The 16,137-nt window shown below is 62.9% G+C and carries 17 protein-coding genes; 7 read left to right on the top strand and 10 right to left on the bottom strand.

Annotated elements, in window-relative coordinates; all coding sequences use genetic code 11:
- Positions 1-26 precede the first annotated feature (26 nt).
- From cgtA to rplU, 3 genes are all read right to left on the bottom strand, one after another.
- Positions 27-1,250, bottom strand: coding sequence for an Obg family GTPase CgtA (gene cgtA, locus ACKLLE_RS08405; RefSeq protein ID WP_064304825.1), 1,224 nt, complete (start codon positions 1,248-1,250; stop codon positions 27-29).
- Between the two features lie 186 nt (positions 1,251-1,436).
- Positions 1,437-1,694, bottom strand: a complete 258-nt coding sequence (gene rpmA, locus ACKLLE_RS08400) for a 50S ribosomal protein L27 (RefSeq protein WP_009398991.1) — start codon at positions 1,692-1,694, stop codon at positions 1,437-1,439.
- Positions 1,695-1,729: 35 nt separating this feature from the next.
- Positions 1,730-2,044 (bottom strand): 50S ribosomal protein L21, encoded by a 315-nt coding sequence (gene rplU / locus ACKLLE_RS08395; RefSeq protein WP_009398990.1) that lies wholly within the window; start codon positions 2,042-2,044, stop codon positions 1,730-1,732.
- 249 nt (positions 2,045-2,293) lie between these two features.
- On the opposite strand from rplU, the gene ACKLLE_RS08390 reads away from it, so the two are divergent.
- The 3 genes from ACKLLE_RS08390 to ACKLLE_RS08380 all read left to right on the top strand — a co-directional run bounded on the left by ACKLLE_RS08390 (position 2,294) and on the right by ACKLLE_RS08380 (position 4,084).
- Positions 2,294-3,262, top strand: a complete 969-nt coding sequence (locus ACKLLE_RS08390; protein ID WP_075801499.1) for a polyprenyl synthetase family protein — start codon at positions 2,294-2,296, stop codon at positions 3,260-3,262.
- A gap of 98 nt (positions 3,263-3,360) precedes the next feature.
- Positions 3,361-3,702, top strand: a complete 342-nt coding sequence (locus ACKLLE_RS08385) for a zinc ribbon domain-containing protein YjdM (protein WP_064304826.1) — start codon at positions 3,361-3,363, stop codon at positions 3,700-3,702.
- Positions 3,703-3,835: 133 nt separating this feature from the next.
- Positions 3,836-4,084 carry a PA4570 family protein gene (locus tag ACKLLE_RS08380; protein ID WP_009398987.1) on the top strand — a complete coding sequence of 83 codons (249 nt, stop codon included), beginning with the start codon at positions 3,836-3,838 and terminating at the stop codon, positions 4,082-4,084.
- Positions 4,085-4,197: 113 nt separating this feature from the next.
- On the opposite strand, the gene ACKLLE_RS08375 is transcribed toward ACKLLE_RS08380, so the two are convergent.
- The 5 genes from ACKLLE_RS08375 to ACKLLE_RS08355 form a co-directional block, all read right to left on the bottom strand.
- Positions 4,198-4,815: a BamJ family beta-barrel-assembly machinery protein gene (locus ACKLLE_RS08375; RefSeq protein WP_009398986.1), complete on the bottom strand. Its 618-nt coding sequence runs from the start codon at positions 4,813-4,815 to the stop codon at positions 4,198-4,200.
- Between the two features lie 86 nt (positions 4,816-4,901).
- A complete protein-coding gene (locus ACKLLE_RS08370; protein WP_064304845.1) occupies positions 4,902-5,207 on the bottom strand; it encodes a DUF6482 family protein in 306 nt (101 codons plus the stop codon).
- Between the two features lie 124 nt (positions 5,208-5,331).
- Entirely contained in the window at positions 5,332-5,820 is a 489-nt protein-coding gene (locus ACKLLE_RS08365; protein WP_009398984.1) for a TIGR00645 family protein, read from the bottom strand.
- A 93-nt stretch (positions 5,821-5,913) separates the two neighbouring features.
- Positions 5,914-6,222 carry a PA4575 family protein gene (locus tag ACKLLE_RS08360; protein ID WP_009398983.1) on the bottom strand — a complete coding sequence of 103 codons (309 nt, stop codon included), beginning with the start codon at positions 6,220-6,222 and terminating at the stop codon, positions 5,914-5,916.
- A gap of 167 nt (positions 6,223-6,389) precedes the next feature.
- Positions 6,390-8,828, bottom strand: a complete 2,439-nt coding sequence (locus ACKLLE_RS08355; RefSeq protein WP_420057584.1) for a Lon protease family protein — start codon at positions 8,826-8,828, stop codon at positions 6,390-6,392.
- 273 nt (positions 8,829-9,101) lie between these two features.
- Here ACKLLE_RS08355 and ACKLLE_RS08350 point away from each other — a divergent pair, with 273 nt between their 5' ends.
- The 4 genes from ACKLLE_RS08350 (at position 9,102) to ACKLLE_RS08335 (ending at position 12,640) form a co-directional block, all read left to right on the top strand.
- The gene (locus tag ACKLLE_RS08350; RefSeq protein ID WP_009398981.1) at positions 9,102-9,590 is read left to right on the top strand and encodes a DUF3015 domain-containing protein; all 489 of its coding nucleotides are present in this window, start codon (positions 9,102-9,104) and stop codon (positions 9,588-9,590) included.
- Positions 9,591-9,671: 81 nt separating this feature from the next.
- A complete protein-coding gene (locus tag ACKLLE_RS08345; RefSeq protein WP_420057583.1) occupies positions 9,672-11,525 on the top strand; it encodes an Lnb N-terminal periplasmic domain-containing protein in 1,854 nt (617 codons plus the stop codon).
- A 193-nt stretch (positions 11,526-11,718) separates the two neighbouring features.
- The gene (locus ACKLLE_RS08340; RefSeq protein WP_420057581.1) at positions 11,719-12,066 is read left to right on the top strand and encodes a hypothetical protein; all 348 of its coding nucleotides are present in this window, start codon (positions 11,719-11,721) and stop codon (positions 12,064-12,066) included.
- 70 nt (positions 12,067-12,136) lie between these two features.
- A complete protein-coding gene (locus ACKLLE_RS08335; RefSeq protein ID WP_064304849.1) occupies positions 12,137-12,640 on the top strand; it encodes a GreA/GreB family elongation factor in 504 nt (167 codons plus the stop codon).
- Here the strand turns inward: ACKLLE_RS08335 and gdhA are convergent.
- A complete protein-coding gene (gdhA, locus tag ACKLLE_RS08330; RefSeq protein WP_064304850.1) occupies positions 12,637-13,974 on the bottom strand; it encodes an NADP-specific glutamate dehydrogenase in 1,338 nt (445 codons plus the stop codon). The genes ACKLLE_RS08335 and gdhA overlap by 4 nt on opposite strands.
- A 295-nt stretch (positions 13,975-14,269) precedes the next feature.
- Positions 14,270-15,934: an energy-dependent translational throttle protein EttA gene (gene ettA, locus ACKLLE_RS08325; RefSeq protein WP_009398974.1), complete on the bottom strand. Its 1,665-nt coding sequence runs from the start codon at positions 15,932-15,934 to the stop codon at positions 14,270-14,272.
- Between the last annotated feature and the right edge of the window lie 203 nt (positions 15,935-16,137).

Raw genomic sequence — 16,137 nt, 5'->3', positions numbered from 1 at the left:
AGCGGCGTTCAGTGTACTGCAACGGATCAGTCGCGCACGTAAATGATTTCCGGGCCGTCCTCGTCGTCCTCGTCGTCCCAGAAGTCATCGTCGTCGCTGACATCGTCGACGCTCTTGACGCCGGTACGGCGCAGGGTGCGTGCATCGTCCAGGGCCTGCAGCTGGGCGCGGGCCTCGTCTTCGATGCGCTGGTCGAGGTCGGCCAGCTCGGCGGCGTAGGCCGGGTCGGCGGCCAGGCGGTCGGCGCGGTCTTCCAGGTAGCGCATCAGGTCGTGGCTGATCTGCTCGGTACCCTGGCGCGAGATGGCCGAGATCAGGTAGACCGGGCCTTCCCATTGCAGGCGATCGACCACTTCCTTGACCCGTGCTTCACGCTCATCTTCCGGGATCATGTCCGCCTTGTTCAGCACCAGCCAGCGCTCGCGCTCGCACAGCGACGGGCTGAAGCGCTCCAGCTCGTTGACGATGACTTCGGCGGCATCGGCCGGGCTGCTTTCGTCCAGCGGCGCAAGGTCCACCAGGTGCAGCAGCACGCGGGTACGCGCCAGGTGCTTGAGGAAGCGGATGCCCAGGCCGGCGCCGTCGGAAGCACCTTCGATCAGGCCGGGGATGTCGGCGATGACGAAGCTCTTCCAGCGATCGACGCTGACCACGCCCAGGTTCGGCACCAAGGTGGTGAACGGGTAGTCGGCAACCTTCGGCTTGGCGGCCGAGACGGCACGGATGAAAGTGCTCTTGCCGGCGTTCGGCAGGCCCAGCAGGCCGACGTCGGCGAGGACCTTCATCTCCAGCTTGAGGTCACGCTGCTCGCCCGGCTTGCCCGGGGTGGTCTGGCGTGGCGCACGGTTGGTACTGGATTTGAAACGGGTGTTGCCCAGGCCGTGCCAGCCGCCCTGCACCACCATCAGCTTCTGGCCTGGCTTGACCAGGTCGCCGATGATTTCCTGGGTGCTGGCGTCGATCACGGTGGTACCCACCGGAACGCGCAGGATCAGGTCATCGCCTTTCTTGCCGGTGCAGTCGGTGCTGCCACCGTTGGAGCCACGCTGGGCCTCGAAGTGACGGGTGTAGCGATAGTCGACCAGGGTGTTGAGGTTTTCGTCGGCAACCATGAACACCGAACCGCCGTCACCACCGTCACCGCCGTTGGGGCCGCCGTTCTCGATGAACTTTTCGCGACGGAAGCTCATGCAACCGTTCCCGCCATCACCGGCCTTGACCCGGATCGATACTTCGTCAACAAACTTCATAAAAACCGCCTCTCGTCAGACCGACGAGCTGAATGACCAGATACGTAAGGCTCTTGCAAAAATGAGCGCGGCTAACCCGTCAAGCGAATACAGCGCCGGCAGCCCATGCGGACAGCTTTGCAAGAGACTCACTCCATAAACGAAAAAGCCCCGTCGCAAGACAGGGCTTTCCCAGCGTTCGCACGATTACTCGGCGACAACGCTCACGTAACGACGACCGAAGGCGCCTTTTACTTCGAACTTGATCTTGCCAGCGATCTTGGCGAACAAGGTGTGATCCTTGCCCATGCCAACGCCGTAGCCAGCGTGGAACTGGGTGCCGCGCTGACGGACGATGATGTTGCCTGGAACGATAGCCTGGCCGCCATACATCTTCACGCCAAGGCGTTTGGCTTCTGAGTCGCGACCGTTACGGGTACTACCACCAGCTTTTTTGTGTGCCATGAGTTCAATTCTCCTGAAGGGGGATTAGGCTGGAATTAAGCCTGAATACCGGTGATTTTGATCTCGGTGAACCACTGGCGGTGGCCCATACGCTTCATGTGGTGCTTACGGCGGCGGAACTTGATGATGCGCACTTTGTCGTGACGACCTTGGGAGATCACTTCAGCAACAACCTTTGCACCAGCAACGACTGGAGCGCCGATGTTCACGTCGTCGCCATTGGCAACCAGCAGAACGCGGTCGAAAGTAACGGATTCGCCGGTAGCGACTTCCAGTTTCTCGATCTTCAGGTATTCACCTTCGGCGACTTTGTACTGCTTGCCACCGGTAACAATTACTGCGTAAGACATGGTATTTCTCCGATAATCCTGCTCACCCAGCGCTTTATAGGAAGAGTATTGGCTGGCATGGCTGCACGAGGCTGGAACGGCCCGGTGCAATTGCGTAAGGCAGGTGCTGCCCAGGAAGTAGGGTGCGCGATTGTACGCAAGCCCGCCGGGCCTTGCAAGTGGCGCCCGGGGCCGCCGGGCCGGGCGCCTTGACAGGCCGGGACCCGCAACCTAGCATGCCGCGCAACCTATATGGAGCACCTGTGGCCGATGCAACCCCAAGCTTTCTACCGCGCGGTAGCGGACGATTTCAGCGCCGTTGACGAGATCATCAAGAAACAGCTGACTTCGCGCGTTCCGCTGGTATCGAAAATCGGCGACTACATTACCTCGGCCGGCGGCAAGCGCCTGCGTCCGCTGCTGGTACTGCTCTGCGGCAAGGCCCTGGGCCGTGAAGGCGACGACCTGCGCCTGCTCGCCGCCACCATCGAATTCCTCCACACCGCCACCCTGCTGCACGACGACGTGGTCGACATGTCCGGCATGCGCCGTGGCCGCTCCACCGCCAACGCCCTGTGGGGCAACGCGCCGAGCGTGCTGGTGGGCGACTTCCTTTATTCGCGCTCGTTCGAAATGATGGTCGAGCTCGGCTCGATGCCGGTCATGCAGATCCTGTCGAAGGCCACCCGGGTCATCGCCGAGGGTGAGGTGCTGCAACTGTCGCGGGTGCGCGATGCCAGCACCACCGAAGAAATCTACATGGATGTGATTCGCGGCAAGACCGCGATGCTGTTCGAAGCCTCGACCCACAGCGCCGCCGCCCTGGCCAATGCCAGCGAAGAGCAGCGCGAGGCCCTGCGCACCTTCGGCGACCACCTGGGCGTGGCCTTCCAGCTGGTCGACGACCTGCTCGACTACAAGGGCGACGCGCAGACCCTGGGCAAGAACGTCGGCGACGACCTCGCCGAAGGCAAGCCGACCCTGCCGCTGATCTACACCATGCGCGAAGGCACCCCTGAACAGGCCGCACTGGTTCGCCAGGCGATCCAGAAAGGCGGGATCGAGGACCTGGAGCGCATCCGCGAAGCCGTGGAAGCCTCGGGTTCGCTGGACTACACGGCGAAAATGGCCCGCGACTACGTGGCCCGCGCCATCGCCTGCCTCGAAGTGCTGCCGGCCAGCGAATACCGCGATGCGCTGGTCGAGCTCAGCGAATTCGCCGTAGCCCGCACCCACTGACCCCCCTCCGGCCCGTCGCTCGACGGGCCTGCTTTTCCTCTGCCGGGCAAAACCCTATACAATGTGGGCTTTCTGCACGCATGACCCGAGGAAACTTAGTGAGCACCTTACCACCCTGCCCCAAATGCAACTCCGAATACACCTATGAAGACGGCACCCAGCTGATCTGCCCCGAGTGCGCCCACGAGTGGTCGGCCGGCGGCGACGCCGAGGCGGCCAACGATGACGTAGTGAAGAAGGACGCGGTGGGCAACGTCCTGCAGGACGGCGACACCATCACCGTGATCAAGGACCTCAAGGTCAAGGGCACCTCCCTGGTGGTCAAGGTCGGCACCAAGGTCAAGAACATCCGCCTGTGCGATGGCGACCACGATATCGACTGCAAGATCGACGGCATCGGTCCGATGAAGCTGAAGTCCGAGTTCGTCCGCAAGGTCTGAACCCCGCCTCATTCCAGGTGCGCGCTGCCATACGGGCGCGCACTTCGGCAGAAAATGCAAACTATTCCCAATTGCCACTTGCTATTTCGATAATAAGAATTATTCTCACTGGAAGTTTTCAAGGAGAATAGCCATGACTTATCTGATCGACGCCTGGCTGGACCGTCCCCACCCTTACCTGCGCATCCTCCACCGTGAAACCGGCGAAGTCTGTGCCGTGCTCGAAGAAGCGGCACTGGACGAACTGCGTGAACAGGGCGACCTGGATCTGAACGGATTGAATTCGAGTGAGCCGATCGTGCTCAAGGAACTGGTGAGGAACCTGTTCCTGTTCTGCTATGCCCGGGCCTTGCGCCCGAACACCCCGCATGCGGGGTTCTAGCTGATTCCTGCGTTGTTCTTCAGGGCCTCATCGCTGGCAAGCCAGCTCCCACAGGTTTCGCGGTGTGCAAAACCCTGTGGGAGCCGGCGTTGCCGGCGATGAGGCCAGAAGCCTTACAGAACGTCCAGCAGCTCGACGTCGAACACCAGCACGCTGTGCGGCGGGATGCTGCCGACGCCCTGGGCGCCGTAGGCCAGCTCGCTCGGTACGTACAGGCGCCATTTGCTGCCGGCATTCATCAGTTGCAGGGCTTCGGTCCAGCCGGCGATCACGCCGCCAACCGGGAATTCGGCCGGCTGGCCACGGTCGTAGGAGCTGTCGAACACGGTGCCGTCGATCAGGGTGCCGTGGTAGTGGGTGCGCACGCTGTCTTCGCGAGTCGGCTTGGCGCCTTCGCCTGCGGTCAGCACTTCGTACTGCAGGCCGGAGGCCAGGCTGGTGATGCCTTCGCGCTTGGCGTTCTGGGCCAGGAACTCCTTGCCGGCCGCTGCAGCGGCTTCGGCCTTGGCAGCCTGCTGGGCCTGCATGACTTCACGAATGACCTTGAAGCTGGCCGACAGGTCTTCTTCGCTGACGCGGCTGGCCGCACCGTTGAACGCGTCGGTCAGGCCGGCCAGGATGGCTTCCAGGCTCACGCCCGGTGGCGGGTTGTCACGCAGTTGGCCACCCAGCTGACGGCCGATGCCGTAGCTGACGCGGGTTTCGTCGGTGGACAGATTGATTTCGGACATTGGCTTGCTCCGCAGCAGGGCGCACGACAACCGCGCCCTTTATGAAAAGGGCTCGCAGCCTAGCACACTGCGGCGAAGCGAATCAGCTATCGGGCACTACGGCTGGACAACGGCACTTTAAGGTCTTCCTCGACCACGCTGGCCATCCCGCACATTTCGTCCTGCACCGACCAGTGCACCAGGTGCATCGGCATCTGCGGCAACCCTTCGAGCAGCAGGTGCGCCTGCTCCAGCGAATGCACTTTCAGGCGCCCGCCACGGGCGTCGGTAAGGGCGTGGGCATGACCATGGGAACGCGCTTCCAGCAAATAGTCGCCGCCTTCGATGGCGATCAGGTTGAGCTCGTCGATACGGCCCGCTCGGGCCTGGGTGTTCAGTTCGTGCAGGTTCATGGGCGTACCTCGCGACGTTGACCGCTCATTTTTTGTACAGCCCATTGCAAAGCACAAGAGCGAAACGCAACCGCCCGTCCGTTTTGCAACGGACGGGCGGTCAGTGACGCAGGCGACGCCTTGCTCAGTGCTTGGTGACCTTGTCCAGGTAACCCATGGCAAAGGCCGACACCACGAAGGTCATGTGGATGATCACGTACCACATCAGGTAGTTCGACGAGATGTTCTGCGCATCCATGAACACCCGCAGCAAGTGGATCGAGGAAATCGCCACGATCGACGCCGCTACCTTCATTTTCAACGACGAGGAGTCCATCTTGCCCAGCCAGTTGAGCTTTTCCTTGTCCTCGTCGATGTCCAGTTGCGAAACGAAGTTCTCGTAGCCGGAAATCATCACCATCACCAGCAGGCCACCGACCAGGGCCATGTCGATCAGCGACAGCAGCACCAGGATCAGGTCGGATTCAGCCAGGGAGAAGACGTTCGGCAGAACGTGGAAGATTTCCTGGAAGAACTTCAGCGCCAGCGCCAGCAAGCCCAGCGACAATCCAAAGTAGATCGGTGCGAGCAGCCAGCGCGAGGCGTACATCGCATTTTCGATAAAGCGTTCCATTGAGCTAGTCACCTGAAGGCGGGGGAAAATCGGCCGGGAGTATATCAGCCGGACGTGAAGGAAAAAGCCCGCGACGCGCTGCCGCAGGCTCCCTCAGTGATGGACGTGACCGTTGACCCGGCGCAGTTGGGCTTGCAGGTGCACGCTCCAGATCTGCGGGTCATCGGCCAGCTGGTAGCCATGCAGGGTCAGGCTATCGACGATGGCGTTGAGTACCGACTCGGCCACGAAGGGCCCATGGAACGGCCCTTGGGCCTTGATCGCGGAAGGTTGTTCGCCTGCCATGCCGGCGGCGAAGAGTAGGGTCCACATGCCGTTGTCACCGGCCAGCGGACGGATGCTGCATTCGATGCGGGTCACCAGACCCAGGCATTGGCGGGTAAGGCTGAGGCTGCGCGGCATGGCGAAGACCCTCGGTAGAACCTCGTTCAGCCTTCGACAAGGCTGTTTCCATCCTGTACCGACGACTATCCATGCTTTGAAGGATAGAAGAAAACCGGCCAGTACAAGCGCCTCACGGGCAACGGGCGCCGAGTGGTCATGTCACCGCAGCGCCCGCGCCCGGCCCGTCAGGCCGGCTTCACTTCGGCAAGTGCCTGTTCGGCCTGCTCTTTTTCCGCCTCCTTGAACTCCTCCTCGCTGATCATCTCGGCGATCACCCGCAGGCGCTCGACCACCCGGGCATTGACGCTGCCCTCAGGGAACTGGCCGTCGGCATCCGGCTCGCCGGCCGGCTCGCCCACCAGCAGGCTCAGGGCTTCATCGGCCTGGCTGACCGCATAGACATGGAACTGCCCGGCGCGCACAGCCTGGAGCACCCGCTCGTCGAGCATCAGGGTGGAGACGTTGGCTTTCGGGATGATCGCCCCCTGCTCCCCGGTCAGGCCGCGGGCCTCGCACAGGCGGAAGAAGCCCTCGATCTTCTCGTTGACCCCGCCCACCGCCTGCACTTCGCCGAACTGGTTGATCGAGCCGGTGATGGCGAAGCACTGCTTGAGCGGAGTCTTCGACAGCGCCGAGATCAGCGTGCAGGCCTCGCCCAGGGACGCGCTGTCGCCATCCACATAACCGTAGGACTGCTCCAGGGCAATGCTCGCGGAAATCGCCAGCGGGAATTCCTGGGCGTAGCGGCTGCCAAGGTAGCCGGTGAGGATCATCACGCCCTTGGAGTGGATCGGCTGGCCAAGGTTGACCTCGCGCTCGATATCGACGATCCCGCTGCCCCCCGGGTACACCGTGGCGGAAATCCGCGCCGGCACACCGAAGGCCGAATCGCCCACTTCCAGCACTGTCAGGCCGTTGCACTTGCCGACGGCGGCACCCTCGGTGTCGATCAGGATGATCCCGGCAAGCATGTCGTCGAGAATCCGCGCCGAGACCCGCCCGGTCCGGGTGGCCTTGGCCTTGAGCGCGCGCTCGATATGGCCGACATCGGTCATCTCGTCGTTGGCCAGGTGGCGGATGAAATCCGCCTCGCTGACCAACTGGAACAGGTCGCCGATGCGCGCCGACAGACGCTTCTGGTTTTCCGCCAGGCGCGCGCTGTAGGTCGCCAGGCGCGCCACCGCGTCGGCAGTCAGCGGCGCCATGCCTTCCTCGCTGGTGCGGGTCTTCAGCAACTGGGCGAACTGCTCCAGGCTTTCGTCGTGCATCGGGATTTCCTCATCGAAATCCACCAGCACGCGGAACATCTCCTGGAAGTCCGGATCATGGTCCTGCAGCGCGTAGTAGAGCTGGCGCGCGCCAATGATGATGACCTTGACCTGCAACGGGATCATCTGCGGGGTCAGGGTCACGGTGGCGATGCGCCCCAGTTCGCCCAGGGGCGACTCCATCTTCAGCTTGCGCGACTGCAGGGCACGCTTGAGCGCATCCCACACGAACGGCTCGCCGAGCATCTTCTCCGCTTCGAGAATCAGGAAACCGCCATTGGCGCGGTGCAGCGCACCCGGGCGCAACTGCCGGTAGTTGGTGTACAGCGCGCCCTGGTCGGTGCTGTATTCGATGCGACCGAACAGATTGTCGTAGGTCGGATGCGGCTCGAACACCACCGGCGCCCCGCCATTGACCGAATGACCGACCACCAGGCTCGGCGACAACTGCTCTTCGAGCATCTTGCGCGCCACGGCATCGACCTTGCTGTCATCCACCAGTTGCTCGACCACGGTACGCAGCAGGTGCACCTGCATGGCCTGCAGGTAAGCGCAGACCTCGGCATTTTCCGAGTACTTTTCCGACAACGGGCCGAGCAGCGGCTGCAGGGCCAGGGTGATGGTTTCTTCGTTGAGCTGGCGCAACTGGTTGTTCGACTCGCGCTTCCATTGCGGCAGGCTGGCCAGCTCTTCGTTGAGCCGCTCCTCGAGTTCGGCGATGTCGTTGTGGAAGCGCTCGCGCTCGGCTTCCGGCAACTGGGCGAACTCCGCTTCGTCCAGTGCCTTGCCGTCGCTCATCGGGGTGAAGGCGACGTTGCTGCTGTCGCGATACAGCGCCACGTCCTTCTCCAGCGAGGCACGTTCGATGATATCGAGGGCGCGGTCGTAGCGCTGGTTGAAGGCGCGGTCGATGGCGCTCTTCTTCTGCTGGTAGGACGGGTGTTCGAAGACTGCCGGGAAGGTGACGACCAGGTTGTCGATCAAAGCGCCGATATCGGCGATGAAGGTGGTCGCACTACCGGGCGCCAGCTCGACGGCGCGCGGTTCGCGCGGCTCGTCGAAATTGTTCACATAGACCCAGTCGGAAGGCGTCTGCAGGCGCTTGCCTTCGGCCTTGAGGTAGCGTTTGACGAACGAAAAGCGACCGGTCCCCGGTTCGCCCATGACGAAAACGTTGTATCCGGGACGGGGCATGGCGACACCGAACTGCAGCGCCTCTACCGCGCGTTCCTGGCCCAGCACACCGCGAAATGGCTCCAGATCATTGGTTGTGGAAAAAGCGAACTGTTCAGCGGAAAACGGCCGGGTCAGGGCTTCGGGCGCAAGACGCAGGCTCGCAGCGACAGGATCGGGCATCGGGCTTCCTTACTTCGGCGGGGCAGATGCCGGCATTCTGGCGCTGCCCGCGCCCGGGTTGCAAGGCTCTTGGCGCAATTGCCTACAGGGGGCCAAAACGTGACGCACCGCCTATGTGAACGCAATATTTCGCAATTAACTACGGAACCTCAGGATCGTGCCTAAACTCTACACTGCGCGGCCGGGTAGATAACCGGACCCGATCCGGCAGCCGTTGCAAGGCACGCCGGAAACCCTGACCTTTGGTTTGCAAATCAGAAAGAGAACAAAGCTATGAAACGGATTCTTCTGGGTACTCTGTTCACCGCGGTTTCGATCAACGCCATGGCCCAGGCGCCAGGCGGCCCGGACTGCGGCTGGGGCAACATGCTGTTCGAAGGCCAACGCGGCACTCCCGCTCACTTCCTCGCTTCCACCACCAACGGCACCTCGGGCAACGCCACCTTCGGCATGACCTCGGGCACCAACGGTTGCTCGACCAACGCCGCGCTGACCTACGGTGGCAAATCCTGGTTCGCCATGAACGGCATGATGAACGAGCTCTCCGAAGACATGGCCAAGGGCCAGGGCGAAGCCCTGACCACCTACGCCGTGGTTCTCGGTGTGGCACCTGAAGACCGCGCGCACTTCGCCGCCGTCACCCACCAGCACTTCCAGGACATCTTCAAGACCGCGGACATCACCGCTGAAGACGTTCACAACAACACCCTCGCCGTCCTCAAGTCGGATGCTCGCCTGGCCAAGTACGCTACCCCGGCCTGAGCCTGACCTTGCGTCACCCCGCCTCGGCGACGAGGCGGGTTGTGTTTCCCATCGGCTTCATTCGAGAAGTAGTCGCCCGACATGCTCAAACGCCTCGCCTATCTGGCGCTCTGTGCCTGTGCACCGTTGCACGCGGCACCTTCCATGGACGAATCGCGCCTCCAGGCCCTGGCCGCCGATCCTTACTGGATCGCCCTGGGGCACTATGAAACGGGCAAGCTGGGCGGCTGGCGCAGCTACGTCGATGACGACCGCTTCTTCCTCGCCCAGGACGGTGCCCATCACCCGGATCGCGAGCTCGCCGCCACGCTCGAGGCGCTCTACGCCCCGGCCAGCAAGGGCGACCAGCATGCCCAGTGCGTGTACCCGGCACGGACCCGCTGGCTGCGCGAACAATTGCAACTGACCGATTTGCCCAGCCCTGATTGCGCCGAGTACAAACGCTGGTTCCAGGACGTGTCGCCCCATAGCGCCGTGCTGATCTTCCCCGCCGCCTACCTGAACAGCCCGTCGTCCATGTTCGGCCACACGCTGCTGCGCATCGACCAGGCCGACGTGCAAAGCAACGAGACCGCCCTGCTCAGTTATGCGGTCAACTTCGGGGCCTATATCGAAGGCAACGACAACAGCATTCTTTACGCCTGGAAGGGCCTGATGGGCGGTTATCCCGGCCTGTTCGCCTTCGTTCCCTACCAGGAAAAGCTGTCCGAGTACCGCAGCCTGGAAAACCGCGACCTGTGGGAATACCGGCTGAACCTCACGCCCGAGGAAACCGGGCGCATGGTCGAGCATATCTGGGAACTCAAGCAGATCCGCTTCGACTATTTCTTCTTCGACGAGAACTGCTCCTACCGTCTGCTGGAACTGCTTCAGGTCGCCCGCCCGAGCCTGGACCTGACCTCGCACTTCCCGCTCACGGCGATTCCCACCGATACCGTGAAGGCGGTGAAGAAGGCCGGCCTGGTGGAACGCGTGGACTACCGACCATCGCGGGAACGCGAACTGCTGGCCCGTGCCGAGCCACTGGACAAGGCCGAACAGCAACAGGTGCTGGCGGTGGCTGCCGATACCGGCAAGCTGCAAAGCCCCGAATTCACTGCCCTGCCCCAGCCCCGCCAGGCCTTGGTGCAGGATGCTGCCTACCGCCTGGAACGGTATCGCGCCACTGGCCAGGAGCGCGATGCGGAGCAGGCCAGGCGCAGCTTCGAGCTGCTGCGGGCGATCAATCGCAATCCACCGCCGCCGCTGGAGATCGAGCGCCCGGGCCTGCCCGAAGACGGCCATGAGTCGCGCACCTGGCAGCTCGGGGTCGGCACCCGGGAAGATCGTGTATTCGCCGAGTACGGCCTGCGCATGGCCTATCACGACCTCAATGACAATGCCTACGGGTTCCCCCTTGGTGCGCAGATCGAGATCCTCCAGCTCAAGCTGCGCCAGTACGAAGGCAATGACTGGCAGGTGCAGCGCCTGGACCTGGCGACCATTCGCTCGCTGACGCCGCGCAACGACCTGTTGAAGCCTTGGTCGTGGCAGGTTTCCGGCGGGCTGGAACGGGTACCGGGCAAGCATGACGACGAGGTGCTGGTCAGCCACGTCAATGGCGGCGCGGGCGGCACCTGGAAACTCGGTGACGACATGCTCGGCTTTGCCCTCGGCACGGTGCGCGTCGAGCACCACAACGACTTCGCCCAGTTCATCGCCCCGGCGGCCGGGTTCAACACCGGTGTGCTGTGGCGCAACGGGCTGGGCAACCTGAGCGTCGAGGCCAAGGGCGATTACTTCACCAATGGCGAGGTGCGGCGCAGCCTCAGCCTTAACCAGCAATGGGAGCTGAGTGACAGCCTCGGGTTAAGGTTGAGCGCCAAGCGCGAGTTCAGCCAGCTGGCGACGGCGCAGAACGAGGTGATGCTGGAATTGAAGTGGTACAACTACTGATGCCGCGCCGCGTACCCTGTGGGAGCGGGTTCACCCGCGATTGCAGTAGTGAATTCACCATAGTAATCGCGGGTGAACCCGCTCCCACAGGGTACGCGGTGCTGCCACCAGCTCTGCGAGAGTTTCACGGCCTTTTGACACCACACTGACATTCCCCCACCTAGACTTTCCCCATCATGCGGAGAGTGTTGCGATGCGGCGGTACTGTTTTGTTGTGTTGTTGCTGTTGGCCGGTTGTCAGTCGACCCACCAGCAGTTGCTTGACCAGGGGTATCCACCGGCCTACGCCGACGGTTTCCAGGACGGCTGCGGCAGCGGCCAGCAGGCCGCCGGGGTGATGGCGGGGGCGTTTCGCAAGAACGTGCCACGTTACCTCCACGAACGCCAGTACGAAACCGGCTGGGACGACGGCTTCCGCCAATGCCAGGCGATGCGCCAGAGCCAGGACCAGCAACGCTACTACGACCGCCATTGGGACGAACGCGAGGAGCGCTGGCAGCAGGAAAAGGACCGCGACGCCGCCAGGGCCTATCGGCGCTGAACAGGTCGTAATCGGACATCCACTGCAACCCCGGGCCTGTCAGCATGGTCTTCTGGCAAAGGAGACCTTCATGAGCCGAGCATTCGTCAACGAAGACCAAGCTGCCAACCAGGCCAGCCAGCCGGTCGAGCGCAGCATCAGCGAGCAGCCCAACTACGTGACCGCCCGCGGCCTTGCGCTTCTGCAGGAGCGCGTCGCGCAGCTCAATCGCCTGCGCAGCGAACTGCTGGCCCAGGGCGAACGGGGCGACAAGCAACGCCTGGCCGATACCGAGCGCGACCTGCGCTACTTCAGCGCACGGCAACAGAGCGCCCAGGTGGTGCCCACGGCGACTTCAAGGGAAAAGGTACAGATCGGCAGCCGCGTGACCTACGTCGATGAGCAGGATCGCGAACACAAGGTGCAACTGGTGGGGGAAGACCAGGCCGACATCGCTGCCGGCCTGGTCAACTGGGGTTCCCCGCTGGGCCGGGCGCTGCTCGGAGCGGCGCCCGGTGACGAGGTGGTGTGGCGGCGACCGGCGGGCGATCAGTTGATCGAAGTCGTCACCATCGAGCCGGAGCCTGAATCCTAGACCACGCCCTGGGCCAGCATGGCATCGGCGACTTTCACGAAGCCGGCGATGTTGGCGCCCTTGACGTAGTTGATGCGGCCGTTTTCCTCGCCATAGTGAACGCAGGCGTGGTGGATCGATTGCATGATGTTGTGCAGCTTGCTGTCCACTTCACCGGCGGTCCACAGCAGGCGCATGGCGTTCTGCGACATTTCCAGGCCGCTGACCGCAACGCCACCGGCGTTGGACGCCTTGCCCGGGGCGAACAGGATTCCCGCTTCGATGAACAGGTCGACCGCTTCCAGGGTGGTCGGCATGTTGGCGCCTTCGGCCACGCAGATGCAGCCGTTGGCCAGCAGGGCGCGGGCATCGTCCAGGTCCAGCTCGTTCTGGGTCGCACATGGCAGGGCGATATCGCACGGCAGGTTCCAGGGGCGCTGGCCGGCGCGGAATTCCAGGCCGAACTGGCCGGCCAGTTCGCTCAGGCGACCGCGCTTGACGTTCTTGAGCTCCATCAGCGCATCCCACTGGGCGTCGGTGAGGCCGGCCTCGGCGAACAGGGTGCCTTCGGAGTCCGACAGCGAGATCACCTTGCCGCCCAGGTCCATGACCTTGCGCGCCGCGTACTGGGCAACGTTGCCAGAGCCCGAAATGGCCACGCGACGGCCATCGATGCGCTTGTCCTCGCGCTTGAGCATTTCCTCGGCGAAGTACACGCAGCCGTAGCCGGTGGCCTCTGGACGGATCAGGCTACCGCCGTAGGTCATGCCCTTGCCGGTCAGTACCGACGTGAACTGGTTGGCCAGGCGCTTGTACTGGCCGAACATGAAGCCGATCTCGCGCGCGCCGACACCGATGTCACCGGCCGGAACGTCCAGGTCGGCGCCGATGTGGCGATACAGCTCGCTCATAAAGGCCTGGCAGAAACGCATGACTTCCGCGTCGCTCTTGCCCTTCGGATCGAAGTCCGAACCACCCTTGCCGCCGCCCATGGGCAGGGAGGTGAGGGAGTTCTTGAACACTTGCTCGAACGCCAGGAACTTCAGCACGCCGATGTTCACCGACGGGTGGAAGCGCAGCCCGCCCTTGTACGGGCCGATGGCGCTGCTCATCTGGATGCGATAACCCCGGTTGACCTGGACCTTGCCTGCATCATCGACCCACGACACCCGGAACAGAATGGCGCGCTCCGGCTCGACCATGCGCTCGAGGATGCCGGCTTCGAGGTAGTGCGGGTTGGCTTCGAGGAACGGCCAGAGGCTGCGCAGGACTTCTTCGACAGCCTGGTGGAATTCGGGTTGGGCAGGGTCGCGTTGTTTCAGCCGTGCCAGGAAGTGATCGACAGATTCAGTCATGAGTAGACATCTCACCGAGGGAGTTGGACTTTTTGGTTTTTTCGGGACTTTACCAAGAAGCAATCGCACTGGAACAGGGCGAAATGTCGTTTTTATGAATTTTTTTGGTGCATTTCTGTAAATGTATACAGAATTCAAGGGGCCTCATCGCTGGCAAGCCAGCTCCCACAGGGACTGCACGCACCATGCCTGTGGGAGCTGGCTTGCCAGCGATGGGCCATCATCGATCTGAACCTAAGGCACAAAAATGGGGCCACTAAGGGCCCCATTCCTGTGCATCAATCGACCAGCCTTATCAGGCCAGCTTCTTGTGCCGTACCCGGTGCGGCTGGGCAGCAGCCTCGCCCAGGCGCTTCTTGCGATCGGCTTCGTACTCGGTGTAGTTACCCTCGAAGAACACCGCCTGCGAATCATCCTCGTAAGCCAGGATGTGGGTCGCGACACGGTCCAGGAACCAGCGATCGTGGGAAATCACGATGGCGGCGCCCGGGAAGTCCAGCAGGGCTTCCTCCAGCGAACGCAGGGTTTCCACGTCCAGGTCGTTGGACGGTTCGTCGAGCAGCAGGACGTTGGCGCCCTCTTTCAGGGTCAGGGCCAGGTGCAGACGGCCACGCTCACCACCGGACAGGTCCTTGACGAACTTCTGCTGGTCGCCGCCCTTGAAGTTGAAGCGACCGACGTAGGTGCGCGACGGAATCTCGTAGTTGCCGATACGGATCTGGTCGGAACCGTCGGAGATCTGCTGGAACACGGTCTTGTTGCCGTCCAGGTCCTCGCGGCTCTGGTCGACGCAGGCCAGTTGCACGGTTTCGCCGATCTCGATGCTGCCGGAGTCCGGTTGTTCCTTGCCCATCAGCATGCGGAACAGGGTCGATTTACCCGCGCCGTTACCGCCGATAACGCCGACGATCGCGCCTTTTGGCATGACGAACGACAGGTTGTCGATCAGTACGCGGTCGCCGTAGCCCTTGGTCACGTTCTTGAATTCGATGACCTTGTCGCCCAGGCGCGGACCGGCCGGGATGTAGATCTCGTTGGTTTCGCTGCGCTTCTGGAATTCCTGCGACTGCATTTCCTCGAAGCGTGCCAGACGGGCCTTGGACTTGGACTGGCGAGCCTTGGCGCCTTTGCGCACCCACTCCAGCTCTTCCTTCATGGCCTTTTCATGGGCCGACTGCTGCTTGGATTCCTGGGCCAGACGCTCGGACTTGGCTTCCAGCCAGCCGGAGTAGTTGCCCTCGTAAGGAATACCGGCGCCGCGGTCGAGTTCGAGGATCCAGCCCGCGACGTTGTCCAGGAAGTAACGGTCGTGGGTGATCGCCACCACGGTGCCCGGGAAGTCGTGGAGGAAGTGTTCCAGCCAGGCGACGGAATCGGCGTCCAGGTGGTTGGTCGGTTCGTCGAGGAGCAGCATGTCCGGCGCGGACAGTAGCAGGCGGCACAGGGCGACGCGGCGCTTCTCACCGCCCGACAGGTGTTCCACCTTGGCCTCCCAGGCCGGCAGGCGCAGGGCGTCGGCGGCGACTTCCAGCTGGCGCTCCAGGTTGTGGCCGTCGCTGGCCTGCAGGATGGCCTCCAGCTTGGCCTGTTCGGCGGCCAGCTTGTCGAAATCGGCATCCGGCTCGGCGTAGGCCGCGTAGACCTCGTCCAGGCGGGCCTGGGCGTCCTTGATCACGCTGACCGCTTCCTCGACCACTTCGCGCACGGTCTTGGAGGGATCCAGCTGCGGCTCCTGCGGCAGGTAGCCGACGTTCAGCTCCGGCATCGGGCGGGCTTCGCCGTCGAACTCGGTATCGACGCCGGCCATGATCTTCAGCAAGGTGGATTTGCCCGAGCCGTTCAGGCCCAGGACGCCGATCTTGGCGCCAGGGAAGAACGACAGGGAGATGTTCTTGAGAATTTCACGCTTGGGCGGAACAACCTTGCTCAGCCGGTGCATGGTGTAAACGTATTGAGCCAAAATGCGGACCTCGCTCGAATCGTTGGAAAAGCCCCGTCCACGGGACAGGGCTGGACAAAAACCGGGTATCGGGGTGGAGCGCCGTGTTCTGTCAGGGCAGGCTCACGGCGGGCACGGGCAGCGGCCTCACCCTCGGTAACGGATAATCGGAACCGCCAAGGTTACCCCAACTGGACGCCGCCGGGCAGGGGCAGCACAGCCGG

Origin of the sequence: Pseudomonas bharatica, from assembly GCF_048586865.1 — a bacterium.
GTDB classification, from domain to species: domain Bacteria; phylum Pseudomonadota; class Gammaproteobacteria; order Pseudomonadales; family Pseudomonadaceae; genus Aquipseudomonas; species Aquipseudomonas bharatica.
The sequence above is the reverse complement of the archived record's forward strand: the minus strand, read 5'-3'. Positions and strand labels throughout refer to the sequence as shown.

What these genes read in the sequence shown, in the direction of transcription:
- ACKLLE_RS08335 (WP_064304849.1), top strand. Translation starts at nt 12,137, where the DNA reads ATGAGCCGAGCATTCGTCAACGAAGACCAAGCTGCCAACCAGGCCAGC.
- ACKLLE_RS08370 (WP_064304845.1), bottom strand. Translation starts at nt 5,207, where the DNA reads ATGAACCTGCACGAACTGAACACCCAGGCCCGAGCGGGCCGTATCGAC.
- ACKLLE_RS08340 (WP_420057581.1), top strand. Translation starts at nt 11,719, where the DNA reads ATGCGGCGGTACTGTTTTGTTGTGTTGTTGCTGTTGGCCGGTTGTCAG.
- ACKLLE_RS08355 (WP_420057584.1), bottom strand. Translation starts at nt 8,828, where the DNA reads ATGCCCGATCCTGTCGCTGCGAGCCTGCGTCTTGCGCCCGAAGCCCTG.
- cgtA (WP_064304825.1), bottom strand. Translation starts at nt 1,250, where the DNA reads ATGAAGTTTGTTGACGAAGTATCGATCCGGGTCAAGGCCGGTGATGGC.
- gdhA (WP_064304850.1), bottom strand. Translation starts at nt 13,974, where the DNA reads ATGACTGAATCTGTCGATCACTTCCTGGCACGGCTGAAACAACGCGAC.
- ACKLLE_RS08365 (WP_009398984.1), bottom strand. Translation starts at nt 5,820, where the DNA reads ATGGAACGCTTTATCGAAAATGCGATGTACGCCTCGCGCTGGCTGCTC.
- ACKLLE_RS08390 (WP_075801499.1), top strand. Translation starts at nt 2,294, where the DNA reads ATGCAACCCCAAGCTTTCTACCGCGCGGTAGCGGACGATTTCAGCGCC.
- ACKLLE_RS08375 (WP_009398986.1), bottom strand. Translation starts at nt 4,815, where the DNA reads ATGTCCGAAATCAATCTGTCCACCGACGAAACCCGCGTCAGCTACGGC.
- ACKLLE_RS08345 (WP_420057583.1), top strand. Translation starts at nt 9,672, where the DNA reads ATGCTCAAACGCCTCGCCTATCTGGCGCTCTGTGCCTGTGCACCGTTG.
- ACKLLE_RS08380 (WP_009398987.1), top strand. Translation starts at nt 3,836, where the DNA reads ATGACTTATCTGATCGACGCCTGGCTGGACCGTCCCCACCCTTACCTG.
- ACKLLE_RS08360 (WP_009398983.1), bottom strand. Translation starts at nt 6,222, where the DNA reads ATGCCGCGCAGCCTCAGCCTTACCCGCCAATGCCTGGGTCTGGTGACC.
- rplU (WP_009398990.1), bottom strand. Translation starts at nt 2,044, where the DNA reads ATGTCTTACGCAGTAATTGTTACCGGTGGCAAGCAGTACAAAGTCGCC.
- ACKLLE_RS08350 (WP_009398981.1), top strand. Translation starts at nt 9,102, where the DNA reads ATGAAACGGATTCTTCTGGGTACTCTGTTCACCGCGGTTTCGATCAAC.
- rpmA (WP_009398991.1), bottom strand. Translation starts at nt 1,694, where the DNA reads ATGGCACACAAAAAAGCTGGTGGTAGTACCCGTAACGGTCGCGACTCA.